Annotated in this window: 17 protein-coding genes; 5 read left to right on the top strand and 12 right to left on the bottom strand. The window is 73.1% G+C overall.

Going from position 1 to position 24,160, the window contains the following annotated elements; genetic code table 11:
* Window positions 1-76: 76 nt before the first annotated feature.
* Window positions 77-688 carry a TetR/AcrR family transcriptional regulator gene (locus ACZ4VA_RS08530; RefSeq protein ID WP_356172937.1) on the top strand — a complete coding sequence of 204 codons (612 nt, stop codon included), beginning with the start codon at window positions 77-79 and terminating at the stop codon, window positions 686-688.
* 45 nt (window positions 689-733) lie between these two features.
* Here ACZ4VA_RS08530 and ACZ4VA_RS08525 read toward each other — a convergent pair whose 3' ends face one another.
* Window positions 734-1,699 carry a ScbA/BarX family gamma-butyrolactone biosynthesis protein gene (locus ACZ4VA_RS08525; protein WP_356172934.1) on the bottom strand — a complete coding sequence of 322 codons (966 nt, stop codon included), beginning with the start codon at window positions 1,697-1,699 and terminating at the stop codon, window positions 734-736.
* A gap of 333 nt (window positions 1,700-2,032) precedes the next feature.
* On the opposite strand from ACZ4VA_RS08525, the gene ACZ4VA_RS08520 reads away from it, so the two are divergent.
* Window positions 2,033-2,692 (top strand): ScbR family autoregulator-binding transcription factor, encoded by a 660-nt coding sequence (locus tag ACZ4VA_RS08520; RefSeq protein ID WP_355793254.1) that lies wholly within the window; start codon window positions 2,033-2,035, stop codon window positions 2,690-2,692.
* 88 nt (window positions 2,693-2,780) lie between these two features.
* Here ACZ4VA_RS08520 and ACZ4VA_RS08515 read toward each other — a convergent pair whose 3' ends face one another.
* The 11 genes from ACZ4VA_RS08515 to ACZ4VA_RS08465 all read right to left on the bottom strand — a co-directional run bounded on the left by ACZ4VA_RS08515 (window position 2,781) and on the right by ACZ4VA_RS08465 (window position 19,853).
* Window positions 2,781-4,334, bottom strand: coding sequence for an MmgE/PrpD family protein (locus ACZ4VA_RS08515; RefSeq protein ID WP_356172930.1), 1,554 nt, complete (start codon window positions 4,332-4,334; stop codon window positions 2,781-2,783).
* A 127-nt stretch (window positions 4,335-4,461) separates the two neighbouring features.
* On the bottom strand, window positions 4,462-4,830 hold the full coding sequence (locus ACZ4VA_RS08510; RefSeq protein WP_355795051.1) for a nuclear transport factor 2 family protein: 369 nt from the start codon (window positions 4,828-4,830) through the stop codon (window positions 4,462-4,464).
* A gap of 82 nt (window positions 4,831-4,912) precedes the next feature.
* Window positions 4,913-5,878 carry a diacylglycerol/lipid kinase family protein gene (locus ACZ4VA_RS08505; protein ID WP_355795052.1) on the bottom strand — a complete coding sequence of 322 codons (966 nt, stop codon included), beginning with the start codon at window positions 5,876-5,878 and terminating at the stop codon, window positions 4,913-4,915.
* 436 nt (window positions 5,879-6,314) lie between these two features.
* Window positions 6,315-7,145, bottom strand: a complete 831-nt coding sequence (locus ACZ4VA_RS08500) for an alpha/beta fold hydrolase (protein WP_355784216.1) — start codon at window positions 7,143-7,145, stop codon at window positions 6,315-6,317.
* A 30-nt stretch (window positions 7,146-7,175) separates the two neighbouring features.
* Complete coding sequence (locus ACZ4VA_RS08495) at window positions 7,176-8,648, bottom strand: MFS transporter (protein WP_468080455.1); 1,473 nt, start codon at window positions 8,646-8,648, stop codon at window positions 7,176-7,178.
* 60 nt (window positions 8,649-8,708) lie between these two features.
* On the bottom strand, window positions 8,709-9,917 hold the full coding sequence (locus ACZ4VA_RS08490; RefSeq protein WP_355784222.1) for a cytochrome P450: 1,209 nt from the start codon (window positions 9,915-9,917) through the stop codon (window positions 8,709-8,711).
* A gap of 402 nt (window positions 9,918-10,319) precedes the next feature.
* Window positions 10,320-11,087, bottom strand: coding sequence for a thioesterase II family protein (locus ACZ4VA_RS08485; RefSeq protein WP_355784236.1), 768 nt, complete (start codon window positions 11,085-11,087; stop codon window positions 10,320-10,322).
* Between the two features lie 53 nt (window positions 11,088-11,140).
* Complete coding sequence (locus ACZ4VA_RS08480; RefSeq protein WP_355784225.1) at window positions 11,141-12,145, bottom strand: LLM class flavin-dependent oxidoreductase; 1,005 nt, start codon at window positions 12,143-12,145, stop codon at window positions 11,141-11,143.
* Between the two features lie 38 nt (window positions 12,146-12,183).
* Complete coding sequence (locus ACZ4VA_RS08475; protein WP_355784227.1) at window positions 12,184-13,800, bottom strand: fatty acid--CoA ligase; 1,617 nt, start codon at window positions 13,798-13,800, stop codon at window positions 12,184-12,186.
* An 18-nt stretch (window positions 13,801-13,818) separates the two neighbouring features.
* Window positions 13,819-19,527: a type I polyketide synthase gene (locus ACZ4VA_RS08470; protein ID WP_468080452.1), complete on the bottom strand. Its 5,709-nt coding sequence runs from the start codon at window positions 19,525-19,527 to the stop codon at window positions 13,819-13,821.
* Between the two features lie 11 nt (window positions 19,528-19,538).
* The gene (locus ACZ4VA_RS08465) at window positions 19,539-19,853 is read right to left on the bottom strand and encodes an acyl carrier protein (RefSeq protein WP_468080450.1); all 315 of its coding nucleotides are present in this window, start codon (window positions 19,851-19,853) and stop codon (window positions 19,539-19,541) included.
* Between the two features lie 150 nt (window positions 19,854-20,003).
* On the opposite strand from ACZ4VA_RS08465, the gene ACZ4VA_RS08460 reads away from it, so the two are divergent.
* The 3 genes from ACZ4VA_RS08460 to ACZ4VA_RS08450 are packed head-to-tail and all read left to right on the top strand — an operon-like array spanning window position 20,004 to window position 24,159.
* Window positions 20,004-21,635, top strand: coding sequence for an aldehyde dehydrogenase family protein (locus ACZ4VA_RS08460; RefSeq protein WP_355780693.1), 1,632 nt, complete (start codon window positions 20,004-20,006; stop codon window positions 21,633-21,635).
* 45 nt (window positions 21,636-21,680) lie between these two features.
* Window positions 21,681-22,820 carry an acyl-CoA dehydrogenase family protein gene (locus ACZ4VA_RS08455; RefSeq protein WP_355780696.1) on the top strand — a complete coding sequence of 380 codons (1,140 nt, stop codon included), beginning with the start codon at window positions 21,681-21,683 and terminating at the stop codon, window positions 22,818-22,820.
* 43 nt (window positions 22,821-22,863) lie between these two features.
* The gene (locus tag ACZ4VA_RS08450) at window positions 22,864-24,159 is read left to right on the top strand and encodes an aspartate aminotransferase family protein (RefSeq protein WP_355780699.1); all 1,296 of its coding nucleotides are present in this window, start codon (window positions 22,864-22,866) and stop codon (window positions 24,157-24,159) included.
* Window position 24,160 lies beyond the last annotated feature (1 nt).

The following is a 24,160-nucleotide window of genomic DNA, read 5'->3' as shown; positions in this document are numbered from 1 at the left end:
CGCTCTCCTTTACTCCACGACTAGAATTCGTTCGGGAACGAATCTTTCTCGGCCGGTCCTTCACCACCAGGCCGGGGTGAAGGAGGTGATCAGCGTGGTCAAGCAGGCGCGTGCCCTTCGGACGCACGATCGCGTCCTCGACGCCGCAGCGTACGAGTTCGCACGCTACGGCTACGTGAACGCGAACCTGCAGCGCATCGCCGACCGGATCGGGTTGACCAAGGGGGCCCTGTACGGGCACTTCTCCAGCAAGGAGAAGCTGGCCGCCGCGCTGACGGAACATCTGTCCCGGAGCGTGCGGACGCTGCTGGACGGGGCCAGGACCTCGCCCGAGCCGGCCACGAGCCGGCTGGAGGCCCTGGTGCTCGGACTCGGCAGACTCTTCGAGACCGACCGCAGGGCGCAGGCGGCCCTACGGCTGGAGGTGGAGGCGGCTCGGGCAGCCGACACGGTGGCTCCTCTCCTGAGCGACACCCATGGCATCGCGCTCGAACTCGTGGGCGAGGTGCAGCGGGGACGGCGCTGGGACGGGGCACCGCCGGCCGACGCCCTGGCCGATCTCATCGTCGCGGCGTTCTGCACCGCGCTGTGGACCGGCGCCTGCGCGGGCCCGGACCGGCCCGGGCCCAGCGTCACCGCGATGTGGGGCGTGCTGACGCGCGCGATGGGGACACGCGCGTCGGCCTGAGCCCCGACGGCCGTACGGCCCCGGGTCCGGGCCGGTGGGCCGCCGCTACCAGGAGGCCGGGACGGCCGCCGCCGGGCGGGTGCCCACGCAGGCCCAGGCGGTCCGCGCGCGGGCCAGTACGGTGTCACCCTGGACCGCCGAGACGGACAGCTGAAACGTTTCCTGCGGCCGGGCGCCCGACGCGCACTCGTCGACCACCAGCCGGGTGGGCCGGTCGAACTCGCCGAAGGCCAGGCACTGCACCGTGGTCCGGGCCAGCGCGAACGACAGGTCGGCGAACGGGCCGTCGCACGCCTCGTGCACCTTGAGGTGGCCGAGCTGGCGGAAGCCCTCCAGCATCACCATCATCGGAATGTGGTCGGTGGGGTGATCGAAGAGCACCGCGTGGTCGCGGTCCACGCGCAACCGCCACTCGTCGGGCCTCTCGCCCTCTTCCAGGACGCAGTCCCGCCAGCGCAGCCGCCCCACCCGGTGCGGGGGCGTGCGCGGCGCGCCGGAGGCGGCCGTCCACGCCGGTGAGGTGGCCGGCGCGTCCGTGGCGCCGCCGCCCAGCCGGCGCAGCAGGCGGTAGCGCCGTTCGTCCACCATCAGCATGCTGATGCTGCCCCAGCCGCACTCGCGGCCGCCGACGACGAGCCGGAAGTCCATCCGGGCCCCGCTCCTGCCCCGCGCGTCGTCGCCGTCCCAGGTCCACTCGCCCACCAGGAGCACCGAGAGCGGTACGCCCTCGACCCGCAGGGCGGCGGGGTCGGTGATCTCGAAGTCGAGGTCGCGGCCGATGAAGCGCCGGCCGAGCGGTACACCGCGGTGCCGGTGGGCGACGTAGACCATCCCCTGACGCAAGGTCTCCGCGAACAGCAGGGGATCACTCAGACCGTTCTCGTCCGGGTGGTAGAGCGCGTGATCGCGCGGCCACTGGGCGGCGACGACGAACTCGCGGTCACCGGCACGGGCACCGTCGGTGACGAACACCTCCGCGACGGAGCTGCGGTGCACCAGCTCACGCGTCACGGGGCGTGCAAAGGTCAAGTAATCACAGGCGCGGGCCATTGCTGACGCCTGAGGGATGCTGGGATGATTGAGCACGAGTGACATCTGGGATTCGCCTCCCCCGTACTGGAAGAACCAGGACCATGCGAACTAACAGACGTGCGGCGCCGTTCGGCACAAAATTAATATACCTTCGGGAAGGTATCTTGCAAGGCTCGGGCAAAGCACGGCGGATAATCGGTCATCCCTGCTCGTCAGAGGGTCGAAACCCGCGAAGCGTCCGCACGTCCCCGGCCCGATCTGCCCACGAACGGGCCACCGAAAGCAGCGGACGGCACGGCACGAATGGACGTCATGAGCGAACACAGCGACGCGACACAGACCTCGCACATCTCCGGCGGCACCTCGGTCGACGACACCTCGCACCTCAAGCAGGAGCGCGCCATCCGCACCCGGCGCACCATCCTCGACGCGGCCGCGGCGGTCTTCGCCCGGTACGGCTACCCGTCCGTCACCATCAAGGACATCGCCGACGGCGCGGAGATGACCAAGGGCGCGGTGTACTTCCACTTCTCCAACAAGGAGGCCCTCGCGGTCGCCGTGACGGAGGAGTTCTACCGCAGGCTCAATGAGATCGTCACTCCCGCGCTCCAGGGCGACCACTCCTCGCCCTCGACGGTGGTGGACGTGCTGCTGCGCACCGCGGGCGGGTTCCGCGACGACGTCTACGTCAAGGCGGGGGCGCGCCTGCAGATCGAACGTCCTTTCATCAAGGCGGAGATGCCGGTCCCGTACGTCGGTTTCACGTCACTGATCGTCGAACTCCTCGAGGAGTGCCGGGCCGCCGGCCGGCTGCCGGAGCGCGCGGTGCCCGAGGCCCTGGCCAGGGTCCTGGTCTCCGCCCTGTTCGGCGCCCAGCACATCTCCTGGGTGCAGAACGACCGGGCCGACATCGTGGAGCGGGTCGAGGAGATCCTCGACGCCTTCGCCCTGCTGACGGTGCCGGCGCGGTAGGACCGTGGGGCCGGGAAGGCGCGTCGGGAGCGGGTGAAACGCTCAGGTCGCCGCCCCCGCCACGCCGTCCGGCGACGGGCCGGAGGGTTCAGTCCAGGAAGGCGGCCTCTATCCAGCGGCGCAGGGCGCCCGGACGCATGCGGTGCAGCCGGTCCACACTGTCGGACACCTCGTGGGGGCCGCCGACCGACAGGAATTTCTCCCGCACCAGGTCCGCGTGCCGGACCCGGGTCTCCGGGCCCGCCGCACCGACCGGAATCAGCCGGGTGCGCGACACCGTACGGCCGTCGGTCAGCCGGACGGTGACCCGGGCACCGGTGGCCTTCGCAGCGCGGGAGAAGTCCCGGTCGTCGGCGCTCAGCGGGCCCAGCAGGTCGACCAGCTCGTCCCCACCGAAGGCACGCAGCCACGGCACGGCACGCTCCCCCGCCTCACGTACCGCCTCGCCGAACGGGGCGTCGGACAGGAACAGTTCGCGCGTCATCTCGGTGTCGTGCTCCAGGCGCACCCGCCGGGCCAGCGCCCAGCGGGCCGGGTCGTCCAGGTGCGGGGAGGAGAAGTCGTCCACGGTGAACTCGCCGGTGAGCAGGGTGGTCGCGACGGGGTAGGGCACGTCGAGGACCAGGGCGCCGAGCGGGGAGCCCGGACCGTTGACGTACCGGGCGGCGCGCTCACCGGCGAAGAGGGTGTACAGGGACGCCTCGACGACCACCTCGGCCACGTCCTCGGGCCGCAGGCCGCCCAGTTCCCGGTGGATCTCGGCGGCGCAGTCCACGGCCGCGTCGATGCCCGGCCCGCCGGGGTGCATCTTGAAGGAAAGCGTGTCGGTGTGCCAGCGCCGGCCCAGTCCCTTGGCCACCGCCTGCGGCAGCGGCACGGTGGCGAACCGGGCGAGGAAGCCGTCCTCGTGCTCGACGATGTCGGGAGCGCCGCGCAGCCCCGCGTACGCCGCGTCGCAGGCGTCCATGGCGGTGCGCACCGGGGTGAAGGTGTTGAACAGACGGGCGTCGCTGGCCAGGAAGGCGCGCATCAGGGGCCAGTTCGGCATGGCGAAGGCCAGCCCGAAGGCGTTTTCGAAGAGCGCGGCCGGGGCCCTGTCGCAGTGCAGCCGGCCGGCGACCGCGCCCGCCAGGTGCGTGTGCACGGCGCTCTGGCCGCGCAGCGGGCCGAGGGTGGCCGAGGCGGTGATGCGGGCCGCGCACTCGTTGGCCGCGACGACGGCGGTCAGCAGGGACAGCCCGTCGAGCCGGCGGGTGTAGGCGAAGGCGAGCGGTACCGCGACGGTGGAGTTCGACAGGTGCCCGGCGTAGGCGGTGTCGTCGAGATTGAGCCAGGACCCGAGGGCGGCGAAGACGCCCGCGGCGGTGCGCGGGTCGCGCTGCATGGGGTGGCCGAAGGCCGCCACCAGCCGCCGTCCCAGCGGGTGCTGGAGCCCGGCCCTGATGGATGCGGCCTGCGAGAGCACCTGACTGGCGGCGAGCTTCAGCACCCGGCACGGGATGTGCTCGGGGCGCAGCGTCGCCGCCCAATGGGACAGTTCACGCAGCGGGGTGTCGGTGGGCCGGCGAGGACGCCTGGGCGCCGTGCTCCCCCAGTCGTCGCACAGCGCCCTGGCCACGCTCTCACCGAGTACTGCCGTCATGGCGCGAGGCACCTCTCTTGGCGTACGCCGGCCGGGGCGTGCCGTGGCCGGCGGTTGGTCGCTCCGGGCGGGTGGCCGCGGCGGCGGGAGCACCGTCGGCCGGTGCACCCGCCGCCGCGGGAGGGGTTCAGGCGGCCGGGACCTTGTCCAGGAAGCCGTAGACGGCCTTGATGCGGCCCGCCTCGTCGGCGACCAGGACGTCGAAACCGATCGCGATCGGCTCGGTGCCGGGCTCGGTGACGAGGCCCCACTGGAACCGGGCCTGGTCGTGGTGGGCGTCGACCGTGCCGTGCAGTTCGAAGGTCAGGCCCTTGAACTGCTCGCGGGCGCCCGCCACCACCGCGCCGAAGCCCTCGTGGCCCTCGACGGCGGCGAGCGGGTCGATGTACGGGGCGTCGGCGGTGAACAGCTCGGCGATGGCCGCCGCGCGCTTGTCGGCGTCCGCCTCGTTCCAGATGGCCAGGTAGCGGTCGACGGTGGTGGTCAGGTCGCTCATGCGTGTTCTCCTCGTTTCCGTTGGTGCGGGTGACCCGGCGTGCCGTCGCCAGGGGCGCGGTACGACGGGGGTTCTGGAGGTCTCAGGGGGTCTCGGGGCGGTCCGGTGCCGGCGCCCACACGGGGAGGGCGCCGGGGAGGACCTCGAAGGTGGCCGTGGAGCCCATGCCGTGCTGGTACTCGCCGTCGTGCTCCAGCGGCAGCCGGCGGCCGTCGGTGCGCTCCACGGTGATGGTCCGGCCGCGCGCGTACCGCGTGGCGGGGTGGCCGATGTGGGCGGCGGTCAGGGTCAGCCGCGGCACGTCGGCCGCGGCGATCCCGTCGCCGATGACGCAGACGTCGAGCAGGCCGTCGTCGAGCAGCGAGTCGGGCAGGACGTTGAACCGGCCGCCGCGGTAGGGGCCGCCGCCGACGTTCGCGAGGACGGTCGGGCCCTCGTGCACGACCCGCCCGTCGACGGTGACCCGGCCCGGGTACGGCGCGTAGCCCGCGGCGGTGTCGGCGAAGGCGCGCGCGTACCGCTCGCGGCCGGTCAGCGGCAGGTCGCTGGCGGTGATCAGGGCGTCGGCGATCACACCGGAGCAGGCGCCCAGGTAGACGTACTGACGGGTTTCGGCGAGACGGGCCAGGTCCAGGCGGCGCGGGCGGGCGCTGCCACCGATGCCGGAGTCGGTGAGGATCGCCTTGAGGGACTCCGTCCAGGGGCGGTCGCCCCACAGCATCTTGTAGCCGGAGTTGCCGGTGCCGCCGGGCACGACCGCGAGCGTGGCGTGCCCGGAGGCGGGCACCAGGCCCTGGACGACCTCCCGGACGGTGCCGTCGCCGCCGATGACGACGACCAGGTCGGGGGCGCCGGTGTGCCGTTCGAGGGCCTGGCGCACCGCGACGGTGGCGTCACCCGGTCCGGTGGTCGGGTGCACCTCGGTGCGCTCCAGGTACGAGTCGCACAACTGGCGTACCTGTTCCACCAGTTCCGGGCTGTGGCTGCCGGAGGCCGGGTTGGCCAGGACCAGTGCCCGGGTCGGGACCGGGGCTGCTGTATCTGCCATGCGGGCGTACTCCTTCGTGGGACGGCGCCGGCGGGTCCGGGGCCGGGGCCGCGCCTGCGGCTCCGGACCCACGACATCGACTCTGCCGCCGACCGCTGTCACGGCGCTGACGTGCGGCTGACGCCGACGAGGCGCACGGGCACAGGGGGGCGGGGCTGGGACACTCCGGGCATGGGGACGCGGGGCCCGGGGCACGCCCGGCCCGCCGCGGACGCCCGCGGTGCGCCGGACCGGGCGCCGCGGGCACACTCGGCGGGGCGGGGCGGGGCGCCGCGCCCGGAGCCCCGCTCCGGCGCCCGGGCCCGTGGGCGTGTGAGACACGCGTGCGAGGTGGCCGTGGTGGGAGCGAGAGCGCGGGGCGCGGGCCGGGCGGAATGCCTGGCCGCCGCCCGGCCGGGGCCGGGCGGCGGCGACACGGGAGGCCCCGCCCTCGCGGTCACTGCTTGGCGAAGGCCAGCAGGTCCGCGTTCAGACGGTCGGCGTGGGTGGCGAACAGGCCGTGGGCCGCGCCCTCGTAGGTCAGCAGGGTGCTGCCGGGAACGAGCTCCGCGGTACGGGGACCGCACAGCGGATACGGCGCCCCGAGGTCGGCGGTTCCGTGGACGACCAGGGTGGGCACCCGCACGGCCGCCGCCTCCGCTCGCTGGTCGGTGGTGAACAACGTGCGGTAGATCTCCGTGGCGGCCCGAGGCGAGGTGTCCATGGCCAGGTCCGTCAGCCACTCGGCCAGTCGGGGCGAGAGCGGCGTGCTCGCCGGATCCGCCTCGGGGCCGGCGAAGAACGGCCAGGTCAGTGATCTCAGCCAGGCGGCCCGGTCGGTCCGGATGGCCTTCTCGATCTCGTGGAACAGCGACATCTCCAGGCCGTCCGGGTTGTCCGGGGCGCGCAGCAGGAACGGCGTGGTCGAGGCGACCAGCGCCAGCTTCCCCACCCGCTCGGCGCCGTACCGGGACAGGTAGCGCACGGCCTCACCGCCGCCCGCCGCGTAGCCGACCAGCAGGACGTCCCGCAGGTCGAGGTGGTCGAGCAGGTCGGCGAGGTCCGAGGCGAGGGTGTCGTAGTCGTAGCCGCTCCAGGGGACGTCCGAGCGCCCGGTGCCGCGCCGGTCGTAGGTGACGCAGCGCAGCCCCTGACCGGCCAGGAACGGCGCCTGGAACTCCCACATCCGCGAGTCCGCCATGGCGGCGCTGAGCAGCACCACGGGACGTCCTTCGCCCCAGTCGGTGCAGTGGAGCCGGGTCCCGTCCCGGGTGGTGACGTACGGCATGACGCCTTCCTTCCTTGGGTGGTGGGGACCTCAGCGCCGTGCGGTGCGGCCCGGGGCCGCCAGCACCAGGGCGGAGGCCAGGAGCCCCAGGGCGATGAGCGGAACGAGCGTGACGGCGAACGCGTGCGGGTAGGCGCCCGCCGAGCCGCCGCCGTCGGCCAGGGTGGGGAAGAAGACCGCGCCGGCGATCGCCACTCCGACGGCCGCGCCGCCCTCCTGGGCGGTGTTCAGCAGCCCGGAGGCGGAGGCCGCGTGCTCGGGCGCGGCCGCTCCCAGCACCAGGTTGGTCAGCGGGCCGGTCGTCAGGCCCATGCCGAGCCCGGCGACGAGGAGGGCGGGCAGCAGCCACAGCACGTGTCCCGTCGTGTCGAGGCGGTCGGCGGTCAGGGCGGCCGCCGCGTAGCCGATCGCGAGGGTCAGCGGGCCGACGGCCACCCTGCGGGCGGTGACCGAGGCGGCCTTGCGCGACGACACCACCGAGGCGCCGAAGTAGCCCGCGCCCAGGGCCAGGAAGACGGACCCGGACTCCAGGGGCGACAGGCCCCGGCCCAGCTGCAGGTAGAGGGCCAGCACGAAGAAGAAGGAGCCCATCGCGAGGAAGTAGACCACCGTCGCGGCCAGCCCCACCGAGAACACCCGGCCCTTGAACAGGGCGGGTTCGATCAGCGGGCCCCGGTCGGCCGCCGCCCGCCGGCGCAGGTGCCAGACGGTCACCGCCAGCAGGACGGCCGCACCGGCCAGCGCCTCCCACACCCACAGCGGCCAGCCGCTCTCCTGGCCCTTCAGCAGTGCGAAGACGATGATGCCCAGGGACGCCGTGACGAGCAGGGCGCCCACGAGGTCCAGCCGGGTGCCGCCCTCACCGCGCGACTCCGGGATCGTGCGGCCGACGAAGGCCAGGGAGACCAGGCACAGCGGGACGTTGATCAGGAAGATGGTCCGCCAGCTCAGTCCCGCGACGTCGACCGTGATCAGGGCACCGCCGATGAACTGGCCGAAGACGCCGGCGATTCCGATGACCAGGCCGTAGGCGTTGAAGGCGCGGTCGCGGGCGGCGCCGGTGTACACCGTGCCGATGATGCCGAGCACCTGCGGCACCATCAGCGCGGCGGCGGCGCCTTGGGCGATGCGGGCGACGATGAGGACGGTCGCCGTGGGTGCCAGGCTGCACGCGGCCGAGGCCAGCATGAACAGCACCATGCCGAGCGTGAACATCCGCCGGCGGCCGAAGAGGTCGCCGAGCCTGCCGCCGGTGATCAGTCCCGCGGTGAAGGCGACGCCGTAGCCCACGACGAACATCTGGGCCTGGGCGGCGCCGGCGCCCAGGTCGGCCTTGATGGCGGGGACCGCCACGTTGGCGATGAAGAAGTCCAGCACCGTGATGAACGTGCCCACGAGCACCACCAGGAGGGCACCGGCCGAGGGGGCGGCGGCCGGTGCGCCGTCGGGGGGCGTCTGCGCACGCCCGTCGGCGACGACTTCCGTGCTTGTCTCAGAAGTCATGACGACTCCGTTTCTCGATCATTTCGGGTGGTTGGCCGGTGGTGCCGGTACCGTGGCCGGTCACCAGGTCACGGGAAGGTGTGTCACCCCGTGGAAGACGGTGCCGCGGCGGAAGACCGTGCGCGGGTCGGCCGCCAGCCGCAGGTTCGGGAAGCGCCGCAGCAGGGAGCGCAGCGACAGCTCCATCTCCAGCCGCGCCAGCGGGGCCCCCTGGCAGTAGTGGGGCCCGAAGCCCCACTGCAGGTGGCCGCTGGTGTCGCGGTGCGGGTCGATCCGGTGCGGGCAGGTGAAGACCGACTCGTCGTGGTTGCCGGCGGGCACGGAGATGACGACGGCGTCGCCCTTGGAGACGGCCACACCGCCGAGTTCGAGGTCCTCCACCGCCAGCCGGACCATCGCGTCCTGGGAGATCGACCAGTAGCGCATCGACTCCTCGATGAAGTTCGGTATGAGCGCGCCGTCGTCGGCGGTCACCCGCGCCCGCAGGTCGTCGTCGCGCAGCAGCGCCAGGATGTTCAGGGCGATCTGGTTGGTGGTGGTCTCGTGTCCGGCCACCAGGACCAGCCGGGCGATGCCGACCAGCTCGTCCAGGGTGATGTCGCCCTTCGCGTGGTGGTTGACGGCGAGGCGGCTGATCAGGTCGTCGCCGGGGCTCTCCAGCTTGCGCAGCGCCAGTTTGGCGAGGTACTCGGACATCTCCTCGAAGGCGGCCAGGGAGACCGCCGGGTCCTCCTGGGAGATGGTGACGCGGGTCTTCTCCACGAAGAACGCGGAGTCCGCCTCCGGGACGCCCAGCAGCCGTGCGATGACGAGGGTCGGCAGCGCGCGGGAGAACACCGCGTGCAGGTCGGCCGGTTGGGGCAGTGCCTCCAGTTCGTCCAGCAGCTCGTCCACCAGCCGCTGGACCGGTTCGCGCAGCCGCTTCACCCGGCGCGCGGTGAACTCGGTCTGGATCATGCGGCGGAGCCGGGCGTGTTCGGGGTCGTCAAGGCGCAGGAAGGAACTCGGGTTCCCGCCGGGCGGGACCTGGATGCGCACCGGTGCGCCGGGCAGCCGTTCGTCGGCGCTGAGACGGGGATCGCCCAGCGCCTGCCGTACGTCGGCGTACCGGGTCACCAGCCAGGCCAGGCGGGACTCGGCGGCTCCCGCCGGGAGGCGCACCACGCAGGGGGGCGCGTTGCGCAGTTCCGCCAGGATGGGCGGCGGGTCTCCGTCCTCGGTGCGGGCGAAGGGCCAGTCCAGGACATCGGTGTGGTCCGCGAGGGACACGTCGGCCTCCAGGGGCGAGGGGCGGGCAGGTGGATGACGGGCACCGGCTCTCTCCGTGGTCGGACTCGGACGCGCTGACGCCGACGGGGCGGTGGGGACATGGGTGGTGTCCCGTCCGACGCCGCGGACGGTCGTGCGCCACTGTCGCGCAGTCCGCTGACACGGCGCTGACACGAGTGCCGACGGGGCTGTGGAACCCCCGGGGAACTCGTGTGGGGCCGGTGCTGGGGCGTGGTGCGGACCGGGAAGGCGCCGGAGTGGGGCTCCTTCCCGGTGCCGCGCCGATGCTGTGGCCGGGACGGCCGGCCGGTCGACCTCGCCGGTCGCGGGCGCTGGTGCCGGTGCGGGCGACGTCCGCCGAGAAGGGGCGTCGCGAGGAGGCGAACGACGCCTGCCGCGGCGCTAGCGCGCGGGGTGGGCGGCGATCCGCTGCAGGCGGTGCGCGAAGTGGGCGGTGACGGCCTGGGCGTGCGTGTCGATGTAGAAGTGGCCGCCGGAGTACTCGTTGTGGCCGAGGTAGGTGGGGGTGCGTCCGGTCCAGTGGGTCATGGCGTCCGGCGCCTCCTGCAGGGGGTCGGAGCGCCCGCCGTAGGAGGCGAGCGGGCAGGCGACCCCGGCGCCGTCGTCGACGTACTGGGCGGCGACCCTGAGGTCGGCGCGGAGCGCGGGGACCACGAGGGCGAGCATCTCGGGGTTGTCGTAGATCTCGGCCGGGAAGGAGCCCAGCTTCTTGATCCACTCGACGAGCTCGGACTCGGGCATCCGGCTCTGCTCCTCGGTGGGCTGGAAGAAGCCCACGGGCGACCAGCCGGACATGCCGACCATGACGGGCGCCGGGCCGCCCTCCTCCTCCATGCGGATGGCCAGCCGGAACGCGAGCTGGGCGCCGAGGCAGTGCCCGAAGAACGCGAACGGCCGGTCGTCCAGGTCGTCGAGCACGGCCTCGTGCAGGGCTTCGAGCAGCGGCCAGAACTCCTCGTACGTCGGTTCCTCCCGGCGGTTGTGACGGCCCGGCAGGGTCACCGCCTGCGCGGCGATGTCGGGCGGCAGCAGGCTCTCCCAGTCCCGGTAGATGATGGCGCCGCTGCCCGCGTGCGGGAGCAGGAACAACCGGATCGAGGCGTCGGGCGAGGGCTCCACCGGGTGGAACCACTGGCCCGCACGGGACATCTGGCTGCCGGCGGTGACGGTGGCGCCGGTGTCCGTTGCGCTGGTGGTACTGGTCACGACTGTGTACTCCCCACGGTGGTGGACGGGCCGAGGGCGCGTACCGCGGGCAGCAGCACCTCGGCGATCTCCTTCAACTGCGGTTCCGGGTCGAGCGATCCGATCCTCAGGACCAGGTGGCGGGCGCCGGCCCGGACGTAGTCGCCGAGCCATTCGGCGCACTTCTCGGCGCTGCCCCAGGCGTAGGCCTGGATGGTGCGCATCTGGTCGAGGGAACGGCCGTAGTAGTGGCTGATGTAGTGCTCCAGTTCCGCCTCGGCCGCCCGCTCGTCCCGGTTCACCGTGATCGTCGCGTAGAGGGCGGGGGTGACGGCGCCGGCGGGGCGGCCCGCCTCCTCGGCGAGCTCGGCGATCCGGCGGCGGGCCCGGCCGTAGGCGTCCGAGTCGGGCAGGAACGGCAGCCAGCCGTCGTAGCGGGTGGCGGCGCGGGCGAGCACCTTGGGGGTGTCGCTGCCCGCCAGCCACAGCGGCGGGCCGCCGGCGGTGGCCGGGGAGGGCAGCCGGTCGAGGTTGTCGGCCTGCCAGTATTTACCCTGGAAGTCGGCCGGTTCGCCCTCCTGTCCGGCGCGCCAGGCCGTGCGCCACAGGGCGGTGATCTCGTCGAGGCGTCCGACGCGGCCGTGGAAGCCGGCGCCGACCGAGGCGAACTCCGCCTCCGTCTCGGGCATGGGAAAGCCGGAGCCGAGCCCGAGGACCAGCCGGCCCGCGGCGACGTGGCTGAGGCTCGCGACCATGTTGGCGCCGATCAACGGGTGGCGCAGGGCCGGGGTCAGGGCGGCGGTGCCGACGGTGATCCGCTCGGTGGCGGCGGCAGCGGCGGCCAGGACGACGAGCGGGTCCAGGCGGGGGCGGGCGGTGAGCGAGTCGCCCGCCCAGAGGGAGTCGAATCCCAGGGCCTCGGCCTGCCGGGCGAAGCCCAGCAGCGGGGCCGCCGCGTAGGTGCCGTTGATGGCCTGTTCCCGGGTGGGCAGCAGTACGCCGACGTGCAGGGGCCCGTTCATGGGCGACGACCTTTCTGTCCGTGATTGCTGACGCGTAGTCATACGACCGTGCCTGCCAGCGGGTCCCGGGCCGGTACCGTCAGCCGCTCCCGCACCGCGCGGCGGAGGATCTTGCCGGAGGGGTTGCGGGGCAGGGAATCGGTGAAGTGGTAGGCGCTGGGGATCTTGTAGTCGGCGAGCCGGCCGCGCAGGGAGAGCAGCAGTTCGCGCGGGTGCGCCTCGGCGCCGGGGCGCAGGACGACCACCGCGTGCACGCTCTCGCCCCAGTGCTCGTCGGGCAGGCCGACGACGGCGGCGTCGGCCACGGCCGGGTGGGCGACGAGCGCCTTCTCGACCTCGGCCGGGTAGATGTTCTGCCCGGCGACGATGATCGTGTCGTTGATGCGGTCGCACAGGTGGAGGTAGCCGTCCTCGTCGAGGTAGCCGGCGTCCCCCATGTGCAGCCACTCCCCCACCAGGGTGCGCGCGGTGGCCTCGGGCAGGTTCCAGTAGCCGAGCATCCGGGACGGCGCGCGCACGCAGATCTGGCCGATCTCCCCGGGCGGGAGGGGGTCGCCGTCGGGGCCGATCACCTTGACCTCGTTGCCGGGGCACGGCCTGCCGACCGAATCCAGCACCGGGCTGCCCGGGTGGTGCGCCTCGGGCGGCAGGCACACCGCCACACTGCCGGTCTCGGTACTGGCGTAGATCTGCGCGAACTCGCAGCCGTAGGTCTCCAGGCACTGCTTGAGCAGGGTCTCGGACATGGGCGCCGCGCCGTAGGCGATCTTGCGCAGGGAGGTGAACGCCTCCGGTCCCGCGCCGCGTTCGGCGGCCATCATCTGGAGCATGGCGGGGGCCGCGAAGGTGGTGGTGACCTTGTGGGTGCGGATCAGCCGGACCGCTTCCTGCGGGTCGAACTGCGGCATGATCACGCTGGTGCCGCCGGCGTTGAAGGTGTGCAGGAACCAGCCGATGCCCGCGACGCCGAAACCCGGCAGCGAGATGAGGCTGACATCGTCGGGCAGCCAGTCGATCCAGGAGACGCCGTGCTCGCGCATCGCGTGCGGCAGGGTGAAGAAGCTGCGGTGGGCGAGGACGGCGCCCTTGGGCAGTCCGGTGGTGCCGCTGGTGTAGATCTGCACCACGGCGTCGTCGGGGCCGGTGCCCGGCACCGGCTCGGAGTCGGGCTGGTCGGCGGCCCAGGCGGGCAGGCCCGCGCCGCGGGCCGGTTCGCCGTCGGCGTCCGTGCCGTCGACGCGGATCACCCGCCGCAGACCGGGCAGTTGGTTGCGCACCGCGGCGACGGTGTCCCAGAACTCGTCGTCGACGAAGATCAGGGTGGCGCCGGAGTCGCGCAGGATGTGGTCCACCTCGGTCGGGGTGAGCCGCCAGTTGACCGGCACCAGGACCGTGCCCGCCTTGGCGCAGGCGAGCATGACCACGTAGTAGTTCTCCGACTCGCGGCCCAGGTAGGCGACCCGGTCGCCGCGCCGCGCGCCACCGGCGCGCAGGGCGTGCGCGGCACGGCTGCTGTCGCGGTGCAGCTTGCCGTAGGTGGTGACGCGGCCCTCGCAGATGATGGCCGGGTGGTCCGGCCGGCTGCCGGCGTGGGCCCGTGAGGAGTGGGTGAGCGTCCAGCGCTCGCTCGGTATGCCGCTGGGTGTGTCAGTCATGATCCGTCCTTGGGCGTGTCAGGCGGCCGGAGCCGGCTCGAGCTGCCCGCAGAGGAACTGGGCCAGCTGCCGCACGGTCGGGTGGTCGTGGGTGAGCGAGGCCGACAGGGGCAGCCGGAACGCCTGCTCCAGGGCGGCCTTGACCTGCTGGGCCATCAGCGAGTCCAGGCCCAGGGAGACGAACTCGGTGTTCGGGTTCAGTTCGTCGCCCTCCTCCAGGTGCAGGACGGCGGCGACCTTCTCGCGGACGACCCCGGTCACGGCGGCGGTCCGCTCGGCCGGTGGGAGGGCGGCGAGCGCGGTGAGGTCGAGGCCTGAGTCGTCGTCGGAGGCGTTGCGGGCGAGGCGGTCGTAGAACAGGTCGCCGGTGACGCTGCCCGCGACGTAGCGGTCCCAGTCGAACTCGCCGACCACCCGCTGGGTGCGGGGGCGCCCCCAGAGCCTGGCCAGGGTGTCCAGGGCGCGGGTCGGGGAGAAGAAGCGCACGCCGCTGCGCTCGATCTCCTGGCTGAGGTGCTCCTCCAGGCGGGCCGACATGCCGACCCGTGCCCAGGCGCCCCAGTTCACCGACAGGCCGGGCACGCCCCGCCGGCCGCGCCACTCGGCGAGGGCGTCGAGGGCGGCGCTGGCCGCGGCGTAGTGGCCCTGAGTGGCGCCGCCGAGGACCGAGGCGATCGAGGAGTAGGTGACGAAGAAGTCCAGCTCCGGGAAGGAGGACTGGGCGGCCTCGTGCAACAGCCAGCCGCCGTACGCCTTGGCCTCCAGCTGGGCGTCGATGGCCTCCCAGGTCAGCTCGGCGATGAGCTTCTTGTCGTAGGCGCCCGCGGCGTGCACGATCCCGCCCACCGGGTGCGGGCCGGCCGCGAGGTGCCGTACCAGCTGCCGCACGTCCTCGGCGCGGCCGATGTCCGCCCGGACCAGGTCGAGTTCGGCGTCCTCGGCAAGGTCGGCGAGGACGGGGACGGCCTCCTCGGTGGGCCGTCCGCTGCGGCTGACCAGCGTCAGGTGGCGGGCGCCGAGGGTGATCAGCTTCCGGGCGGTGACCAGCCCGAGGCCGCCCAGACCGCCGGTGACGAGGTAGGTGCGGTCCGGGCGCAGGGCGGCCGGGACCTCCTCGGCGGGGGCGGCGGACTCCGCCTCGGAGGCGTCCGGGAGGGTCACCCAGGACTGTCCCGAGGGGTCCGACAGGGCCGTCCGCAGCGCCTCGCCGGTCTCGTCGAGGCGGAAGTGCCGGGCGCCGTCGTCCTCTTCGGCGGGCCGGGCGTGCACCACGGCCGCCGCGGGGACGGTGAGTGTGGAGCGGAACGTGCCGTCGTGGCGTACGAGGACGTCGTCGCCCGGCGCGAACCCGGTGCCCTCGGCCGCGGCCAGGACCGTGCCGGTGGCCGCGGTGCCGAGCAGCGGCGGGGGCTCCTCCTCCGCGCCGAGCAGTTCCTCGCGCTCCGCGCGGCCCGTGTCCAGGGCGGTGCGGGCGTCGTCGGCGGTCAGGCCGACCGACCGGACGCGGATCTGGACCTCGTCGGCCCCCGGGGGCACGTCCGTGGCGGCGACCAGCGCGAGGTCGGACAGGTCGCCCGAGTCGGGGGCGCGCAGTTCGAAGCCGCCGGACCAGGCGAGCGGCGCGTCGCCGGAGAGGAGCCGGCGGACGTAGCGGCGGCCCGGACGGTGGGCGACCTGGTACTCGCCGGGCGGTTCGGCGTGCCACTCCTCCAGCAGCGGGCTCAGGCCGCTGCCGGGGGCGACGTCGACCAGGGTGGCCCGGTACTGGGGGTACTCGGTGAGCAGCACCCGGCCGAAGCCCCAGAGCGTGGCGGCGGCCAGGTGTCCGCCGTCGCCGGCCGGGTCGCCGGGCAGCCACTGGGCTCCCTCGGTCACCAGCCACAGGCGGGGCGGCCGGGGGGTGCCCGTGGCGTCCAGCGCGGAGATCAGGGCGAGCAGCTCGCGGTAGTTCTCCTCGCACTCGGCGCGCAGCCGGTCGGCGGACATGGCCTGCGGGAGCTGCCGCCAGACGCGGCAGACGTCGGTGACGGTGGGGTCCTCCAGGGCCGCCTTGAGTTCGGTGAGGTCGGCGCCCCGGGTGACCTTCAGGCCGGGCCGTCCGGCGAGGTCGGCGGCGCGGGCGGGCGACGGATCGAGCAGGACGACGTGTCGGGCGGGGGCGGTGGTCCGCGGTGCGGGCAGGGCGCGGCGGACCCACTCGGGGCGGTGCAGGAACCGGCGGCGGCCGGTGCTGCCCTCGGGGCGGGCCAGCCGGACGCCGAGCAGTTCGGCGACCGGCTCGCCGTTCTCCAGGAGCAGCACGTCGGCGGTGCGGCGGTCCTGGTCGCCGTGCACCCGGGCGAGGACGCGCAGCTCCTCGCCGCGGGGCTTGCGGAAGTGGCGGACCGAGGCGACGGCGTGGGGCACGAACACCGGGCCCTCGGGGTCGAGGACGACGCACGCCTGGACGGCGGCCTCCACGAGCTCCGCCGGCACGTGTTCGACCGCGGAGGCGTTCCGGCCGGTCAGCTCCCCGACGACGAGGCCGTCGGCGTGCCGGGCGGCGCGCAGCAGCAGCCGCATCCGGGGGCCGTGCGGGCGGCCGACGGAGGCGAGGTCGGTGTAGATGTCCTCGTCGTCGATCTGCGTTCCGGCGGGGGCGAGGCCCGCGTCCAGTTCGGCCAGTTCGGAGACGGGGACCACCGGTTCGGGCTCGGCGGCGATGACCGCCGTGGCGTGCACGTCCTCCTCCCCGCCGACGACCGTGAACACCGCCACCTCGGCGCCCCCGCCCGGCAGCGGCCGCCAGCGGGTGGTCAGGGTGGTCCTGGTCTCGGCGGGAACGTCGAGCGGCGCGAGCAGCCGGAGGTCGCGCACGGCGGACCGGGTGTGGCCCCGGACCGCGTCCTGGACCGCGAACAGCAGGTCGACGTAGGCGCCGGCGGGCAGGGTGGTGCGTCCGCCGTCGGCGAGGTCGGCGAGCGGGCCGAGGTCCTCGGCGGTGAACTCCGCGGTGAACTCCCGTACCCCCGAGGCGAAGCGCTCCTCGGTGCCGAGCAGCGGGTGGCGGGCGGTGCCGCCCGCGGCGGCGCGGCGGGGTCCGGCGGCCGGCAGCCAGTAGCGCTTGCGCTGGAAGGCGTAGGTGGGCAGGTCCGCCTTGGCCGGCACGGTGTGCCCGGCGTGGTAGCCGGGCCAGGAGACGGTGAGTCCGGCGGCGTAGTACTCGGCGAGTGCGGTCAGGGTGGTGGTGGCCGTCCGGTCCCGGCGGCGCAGGCTGGCCAGCCACAGGTGGTCCTCGGCGGCGACGCCGCGCCGGGCGAGCGCGGTCAGCGCGGCCTGCGGGCCGATCTCGATCATGGCGTGCCGGCCGCGCCGGGCCACCGCGCGGATGCCGTCCAGGAAGCGCACGGGTTCGCCGATGTGCCGCACCCAGTAGTCGGGGGTGGCGATGTCGCGGAACCGGGCGAGCCGTCCGGTCACGTTGGAGATCAGGCTGATGGCCGGTTCGTGGAACTCGATGCCGTCGAGTGCGGCGCGGAAGTCGTCGTAGACCTCGGCCATCTGCGGGGAGTGGAAGGCGTGCGAGACCGCGAGCCGGTCGACGCGCACGCCGCGCTCCTTGAGGATGCCGCAGACCTCGTCCAGGGCGGGGAGGGCGCCGGAGACGACGCACTGGTCGGGGGCGTTGACCGCGGCCAGGGCGAGGTCGGGGCGGCTCTCCAGGAGCGGCTCGACGTCCTCGGCGGGGGCGGCGACCGCGGCCATGCCGCCCTCGGCGCGCACCGCCTGCATCAGCCGGGCCCGCGCGGCGACCAGCCGCACGGCGTCGGGGAGGCCGAACAGGCCGGCGACCGCGGCGGCGACGACCTCGCCGATGCTGTGCCCGACGAGCACGTTGGGGCGCACGCCCCAGGCCATCCACTGCCGGGCGAGGGCGTATTCGAGGGTGAACAGGGCGGGCTGGGTGTACTCGGTGCGGTCGATCGCCTTGGGGTCTTCTGCGGTGCCGAGCAGCAGGTCGCGCACGGAGCGGTCCAGGTGCTCCGCGAACAGCCGGTCGCACGCGTCGACGTGGGAGCGGAACTCCGGGAGGGCCTCGTAGAGGGCGGCGCCCATGCCGGCGTACTGGGAGCCCTGGCCGGTGAACATGAAGGCCGTCTTGCGGATGCCGCTGGGGCCCTCGTGGTCCTGGCCGGCCGCCTGGTCCAGGAGCCGGGCCAGGGCGGCGCGGTCGGCGACCGGGGCGGCGACGCGGTAGGGGTGGTGGGTGCGGGCGACGTTGGCGGTGTGGCAGAGGGCGTCGAGAGGGAGGTCGGGCCGCTCGTCGAGCAGCCGCCGGTGGTTCGCGGCCTGCTCGCGCAGGGCGGCGGAACTCTTGGCGGAGAGGGTGAACAGCGGGGCGGCGGGCGTGCCGGAGGGCTGCGGCGCGGGGCTCGCCTCCGGTGCCTGCTCCAGGACCACCGCGCCGATGGTGCCGGCGAAGCCGAAGCTGTTCACGACCGCGCGGCGCACCTCGGCCCGCCACGGCTCGCAGGCGGTCGGCACGCGCAGCGGGTAGAGGTCCCAGGGGATGCGCCCGGACGGGGTGGTGAGGTTCAGGTGCGGGTAGATGGTGCCGGAGCGCAGCTGCAGCACCGTCTTGATGACGCCGACGATGCCGGAGGCCGGCTCCATGTGGCCCAGGTTGGTCTTCACCGACGCGGTGAGCACGGGGTTGTCGGCGGTGTGCGACTCGGCGAACACGTCCCCGATGGCGCCGAACTCGATCGGGTCGCCGAGCGGGGTGCCGGTGCCGTGCGCCTCCACGTACTGGATGTCCTCGGGGGTGAGGCGGGCGGTGGCCAGCGCGGCGCGGATCACCTTCTCCTGCGCGGGGCCGTTGGGCACGGTCAGTCCGGCGCTGTCGCCGTCCTGGCCGACGGCGGTGCCGCGCACCAGGGCGAGCACCCGGTCGCCGTCACGCTCGGCGTCGGAGAGCAGCTTGAGGACCAGGACGCCGCAGCCCTCGGCGCGCGCGTAGCCGTCGGCCGACTCGTCGAAGGTCTTGCACTGCCCGTCCGGGGCGAGCATCTGCGCGTTGGAGAACATCACCGGGATGCGCGGGTGGTGCAGGGCGTTGACGCCGCCGCACAGCGCGATGTCGGTCTCGCCGGAGCGCAGGGCCTGCACCGCCAGGTGCAGTGCGACCAGGGAGGACGAGCAGGCGGTGTCGACGCTCATGCTGGGTCCGCGCCACCCCAGGAAGTACGACAGCCGGCCGGACAGCGGGAACATCGTGATGCCGGAGGCCAGGTGGCCGTCCATCTCCTCGTACGGCAGGGACTCCAGCTCCAGCGCGTAGTCGATGGAGCTGGCGCCGACGTAGACACCGCCGTTGCCGCGGCGCAGCGGGGCCGGGTCGATGTTGGCGTGCTCCAGGGCCTGCCAGGCGGTCTCCAGCAGCAGGCGCTGCTGGGGGTCCATGTACCGGGCCTCCTTCGGGGAGATGTTGAAGAAGGCGGCGTCGAAGAGGTCCACGCGGTCGAGGAAGCCCCCCGCGGTGGTGTGGATCTTCCCCTTGTCCTCGGGGGTCTCGGGGGTGAACGCGGCCACGTCCCACCGGTCCTGCGGGATCGGGCCGATCCCGCTGCGCCCCTCCCGCAGGAAGGCGTCGAACTCGTCGGGCGAGGTGCTGCCGCCGGGGAATCGCAGACCGATTCCGACGATCGCGACCGGCTCGGGCGGCTGCTGGGATTCCGCACGCGGCATGGAGGGGCTCCTTAGCTTTCCTGAGAAAAACTGTCCTGGACGGCCTGGGTCAAGTGGTCCACCAGATGGGCGACCGTCGGCTCGTTGAAGAGCACGCTGACATTGATGGAGAGATCAAGGAGCCGCTCCAGGCTCTGCCGTATCTCGGTCAGCCGCAGTGAGGTGAGTCCGAGATCGAAATAGCTGATGTCGAGCGGGAGATCCTCGGATTCGTCCATGAGGAGAACCGCCTTGAATTTCTTCAGGACGATCGACTCGATTCCTTCGGCGAGTTCGGCGCGCGGCAGATCACGCAGGCGCTGAACGGTGCTGTCGACGGGTGGCATGCAGTCATGCAAGCAACGCAGGCTGACGCCCCACTGACGGACGGCCGGGCCGGCTTGGCTGAATCAGCTCCCTGTCAGCGCCGGGTCAGATTCCACTGCCACGCTCGCACTGCTTCGAAAAATCCGCTCGCCACAGGTGAAAGGCTGAAGATGCTTCGCGAAGCCGCGCAGGAGGAGAGTGCCGAGGCACCTTCCGATATCAAGAGCTACGACCTATACATCGCGGGCAAGGACGTCGCGGGTGACGGGTGGGTGTACACCGTCAGCGGCCGGTCCCTGCTGGAAGACGTGTTCACCAGCGTGAGCCTGAAGCGCGCCCTGGAGCAGGACCCGGAGTCGGAGGCGGCCAGGCACCCGTACGTCGTCGGGCGCTGCGCGGTCGCGGACGACGCGTCCATCGACCTGGCCACGCAGGCCGCGGCCGCCGCCGCATCCGACTGGGCGGCCGTGCCGCTGGAGCGGCGGATGCGCCTGGGCACCCGGTTCCGCGAGGAACTCATCAAGCACCAGGACGAGTTCCTGCGCATGCTGGTCGCCGAATCCCACCCGGTCAAGCTGGCCCGCTGGGAGCTGAGCTGCCTGCTTCAGATCTACTCCCCGGGCTCCCTGCGCTGGTACACCAAGCAGATGCGGGTGGAGAAGGAGTACGCCGGCCGCACGCTGGTGCTGCACCGCCAGCCCGACGGTGTGGTGGCCTTCAACCCGCCGCAGAACGCGCCCCTGCCGAGCGCCGCCCTGTGCGTGCTGGCGCTGATGGCCGGCAACGCGGTGGTGGTGCGGGCACCGCGCAGCATCGCGCTGAGCACCATGTGGCTCCTGCGGGACGTGGTGGCGCCGCTGCTGGAGGAGATGGACGCGCCGGCCGGGGTGCTCAACGCGGTGTGCAGCAACCCCAAGCAGACCATGGACCGCTGGATCGCGGACCCGCTGATCGACGACATCTTCTACATCGGCGGCAGCCAGGAGGGCCTGCGCTTCGAGCAGCAGTGCGTGGCGCACGGCAAGAAGCCGATCCTCGAACTGGCGGGCAACGACGGCATCGTCGTGTGGAAGGACGCCGACGTCAAGTGGGCGGCCGAGGCCATCACCGAGGCCTTCTACGGCTCCGGCCAGATCTGCATGGTGCCCAACTACGTGCTGGTGCACCCGGACGTCGCGGACAGCCTGATCGCCGAGGTCAAGGAGCAGGTCAAGGGCATCCGGCCGGGCCTGCCCGAGGAGGAGGACGTGCTGCTGTCGCCGGTGCGGCGCAGCGAGCGGTTCTTCCGGCTGCTGCGGCAGGCGCTGGACAACGGCGCCGAGCTGGTCACCGGCGGCCACCGCACCGAAGTGGACGGCACGCCCTCGGAGACGGGGGTCTTCCTCCAGCCGACGGTGGTGCGCGTGGACGGCCTGGACCGGGCGCGCACCTACGACGTGGTGCGCGAGGAGACGTTCTTCCCGCTGGTGCCGATCGTGGTCCCCGAGCGGGAGGACGACGACACCCTCCTGGAGGCGTTCCTGCGCTTCGTCAACAGCAACGACTACGGACTGCGCAACTCCCTGTGGTCGCGTTCCGACCACGTCATCGAGACCTTCGTGCGGCGGGTCGTCAACGGCGGCCTGCTGAAGGTCAACGACTCCCACATCGGCTTCCTGCCCTACCTGCCCAGCCACGGCGGCACCGGCCGCACCGGCGGCGCCTTCGGCGAGGCCAACTACCCGATGCTCAAGACCTCCCACGTGCAGGGCGTCAGCATCGCCCGCGGCGTCAGCCCGTACGACGCGGTGTTCGGCGCCTGACCGCCATCCACCCCTGAACCCCGCCGTTACCGCTGGAGGCTTCCGTTGCGTTCCCTCGACCTCGCCCGCTCCGTCTGCGAGCGCTTCCACCCCGGTCTGCTCAAGGAGCTGGACCAGATCCCGTACACCGACCGAGAACGGCCGGGCAGCCCCGTGATCGACCTGTTCCGCATCCACGGCGGGGTCGGTCTGCTGATCCCCGAGGAGTACGGGGGCCACGGCGCCGACGCCCTGGACGCGCTGCGGGTCCAGCTGGCCCTGGGCGCCGTGTCCCCGTCGCTGGTGGCGGCCGTTTCGATGCACCACTTCACCATCGCCATGCTGTACTCGCTGGCCGTGAAGGAGGGCCGGCTGACCGACGAGCAGACGGCCCTGCTGCGCCGGATCGTGCCCGACCAGCAGGTGATGGCGTCCGGCTGGGCCGAGGGCCGGACGGCGCAGAACATCCTCAAGCCGGCCGTGACCGCCCGCCCGGTGCGCGACGGATTCCTGCTCACCGGCGCCAAGAAGCCGTGCAGCCTGTCCCGTTCGATGAGCCTGCTCACGGCGAGCGTCGCCATCCACGGCGACGACGGCGAGCCGGAGCTGGCGCTCGCCCTGGTGCCGGCCGACGCGTCCGGCCTGACCGTGCACCCGTACTGGGGTAACGACCTGCTGGCGGGCGCGGAGAGCGAAGAGGTGCGGCTGGAGGACGTGTTCGTGCCCGCCGGCATGGTCGTGCGGGCCGGCGCCGACGACCCGCACCGCCTCGACGACCTCCAGTCGGCCGGGTTCGTCTGGTTCGAGCTGCTGATCTCCGCCGGGTACGCGGGCGGTGCGCTGGCGCTGGTGGAGCAGGTGCTGGAGCGCGAGCGCGGCAGTGCGGCCGAGCGGGCCTCCCTCGCCGTGGACATGGAGGCGGCGGTCGCGCTGCTGGAGAACGTCGCGCGGGCGACAGGCCCGGAGCCCGGTGACGAGGAGTCGGTGGCCCGCGTACTGGTGGCCCGGTACGCCGTGCAGAACGCCCTGCCCGACATCGCCTCCCGCGCCCTGGAGCTGCTGGGCGGCATGGACTTCATCAGCGGCTCCGGTCCGGCACAGGCCGCGGCGGCGCTGCGGGCCCTCGCCTTCCACCCGCCGTCGCGCGCCGCCGCCGCCGAGCCGCTGCTGCGCTGGTTCGACGGCGGCGAGCTGGTCCTCGCCTAGGGCCTGTCCGCACGACCCCACGATCCCTTGGAGTGAGCCACACGTGACCGTCATACAGGAATCCCCGGCGGCTTCGTCCGCCGACGCCGAGGCAGAGGTCCTCGGCCTGTACCGCGCGCATCTGAGCAAGGGCCGGGCCACGCTGGCCGAGCTGTTCGGCAGCCACATGGAGGTGGCGTCCGAGGGCGCCTGGCTCACCACCAGCGACGGTGAGCGCTTCCTCAACGCCGGTGGCTACGGCGTATTCCTCATGGGCGCCCGCCACCCGATCGTGATGGAGGAGGTGGAGCGCCAGCTGCGCACGCACCCCACCGCGACCCGCATCCTGCTGGAGCCCACCGTGGCCCGCGCGGCCGAGGCACTGGTCTCGGTGCTGCCGCCCGGCCTGGACAGGGTGCACTTCGCGCTGTCGGGGGCCGAGGCGGTGGAGACCGGCCTGAAGCTGGCCCGCGCGGGCGGCTTCAAGCGCACGGTCTCCATGCGCGGCGGCTACCACGGCAAGACCCTCGGTGCGCTGTCGGCCACCGCCAAGGAGGTCTACCAGCGGCCGTTTCGCCCGCTGGTGCCCGACTTCCTGCACCTGCCCTTCGGTGACGCCGACGCCCTGGAGGCGGAACTCGCCGCCCACCCGGGCGAGGTGTGCGTCATCCTCGAACCGGTCCAGGGCGAGGGCGGCGTGATCATCCCGCCGAAGGGCTACCTCAAGCGCGTCGAGGCGCTGGTGCGCGAGTACGACGGCTTCCTGATCCTCGACGAGGTGCAGTCCGGCTTCGGCCGGCTCGGCGAGTGGTGGGGCGCCGACATCGAGGGCGTCCTCCCGGACGTCCTGCTCGCCGGCAAGGCGCTCGGCGGCGGGGTGATGCCGGTCTCGGCGGCCGTCGCCACCCGCAAGGCCTTCCGTCCCTTCGACAAGGACCCCTACGTCCACACCGCCACGTTCTCCGGCCAGCCGGTGCTGATGGCCGCGGTCCAGGGCGCCATCCGGGCCGTGAAGGAGGAGCGCCTGGTCACCAGGGCGCTGGACCTCGGCGCCCGGCTGCTGCCGGCGATCACCGAGATCGCGCGCCGCAACATCCCCGACCTCGTGGTGGACGTGCGCGGCCGGGGCCTGCTGATCGGCGTCGAGCTCGTCGAGGCCGGGCTGGCCGGCGAGCTGCTGATCGAACTGTTCAACCACGGCGTGGTCGCCAACCATTCGATGAACGGCAGCTCGGTGGTGCGGTTCACCCCGCCCGCCGTGCTCGGCGACACCGACGTGGACTTCCTCCTCAACTCCTTCGACCTGGCCACCCGCGACCTCGTACGGGGCGCGGCCAAGATGCCGGAAGGCGGTAACTGAT

It is taken from the genome of Streptomyces sp. NPDC028308, assembly GCF_055565855.1.
The sequence above is the reverse complement of the archived record's forward strand: the minus strand, read 5'-3'. Positions and strand labels throughout refer to the sequence as shown.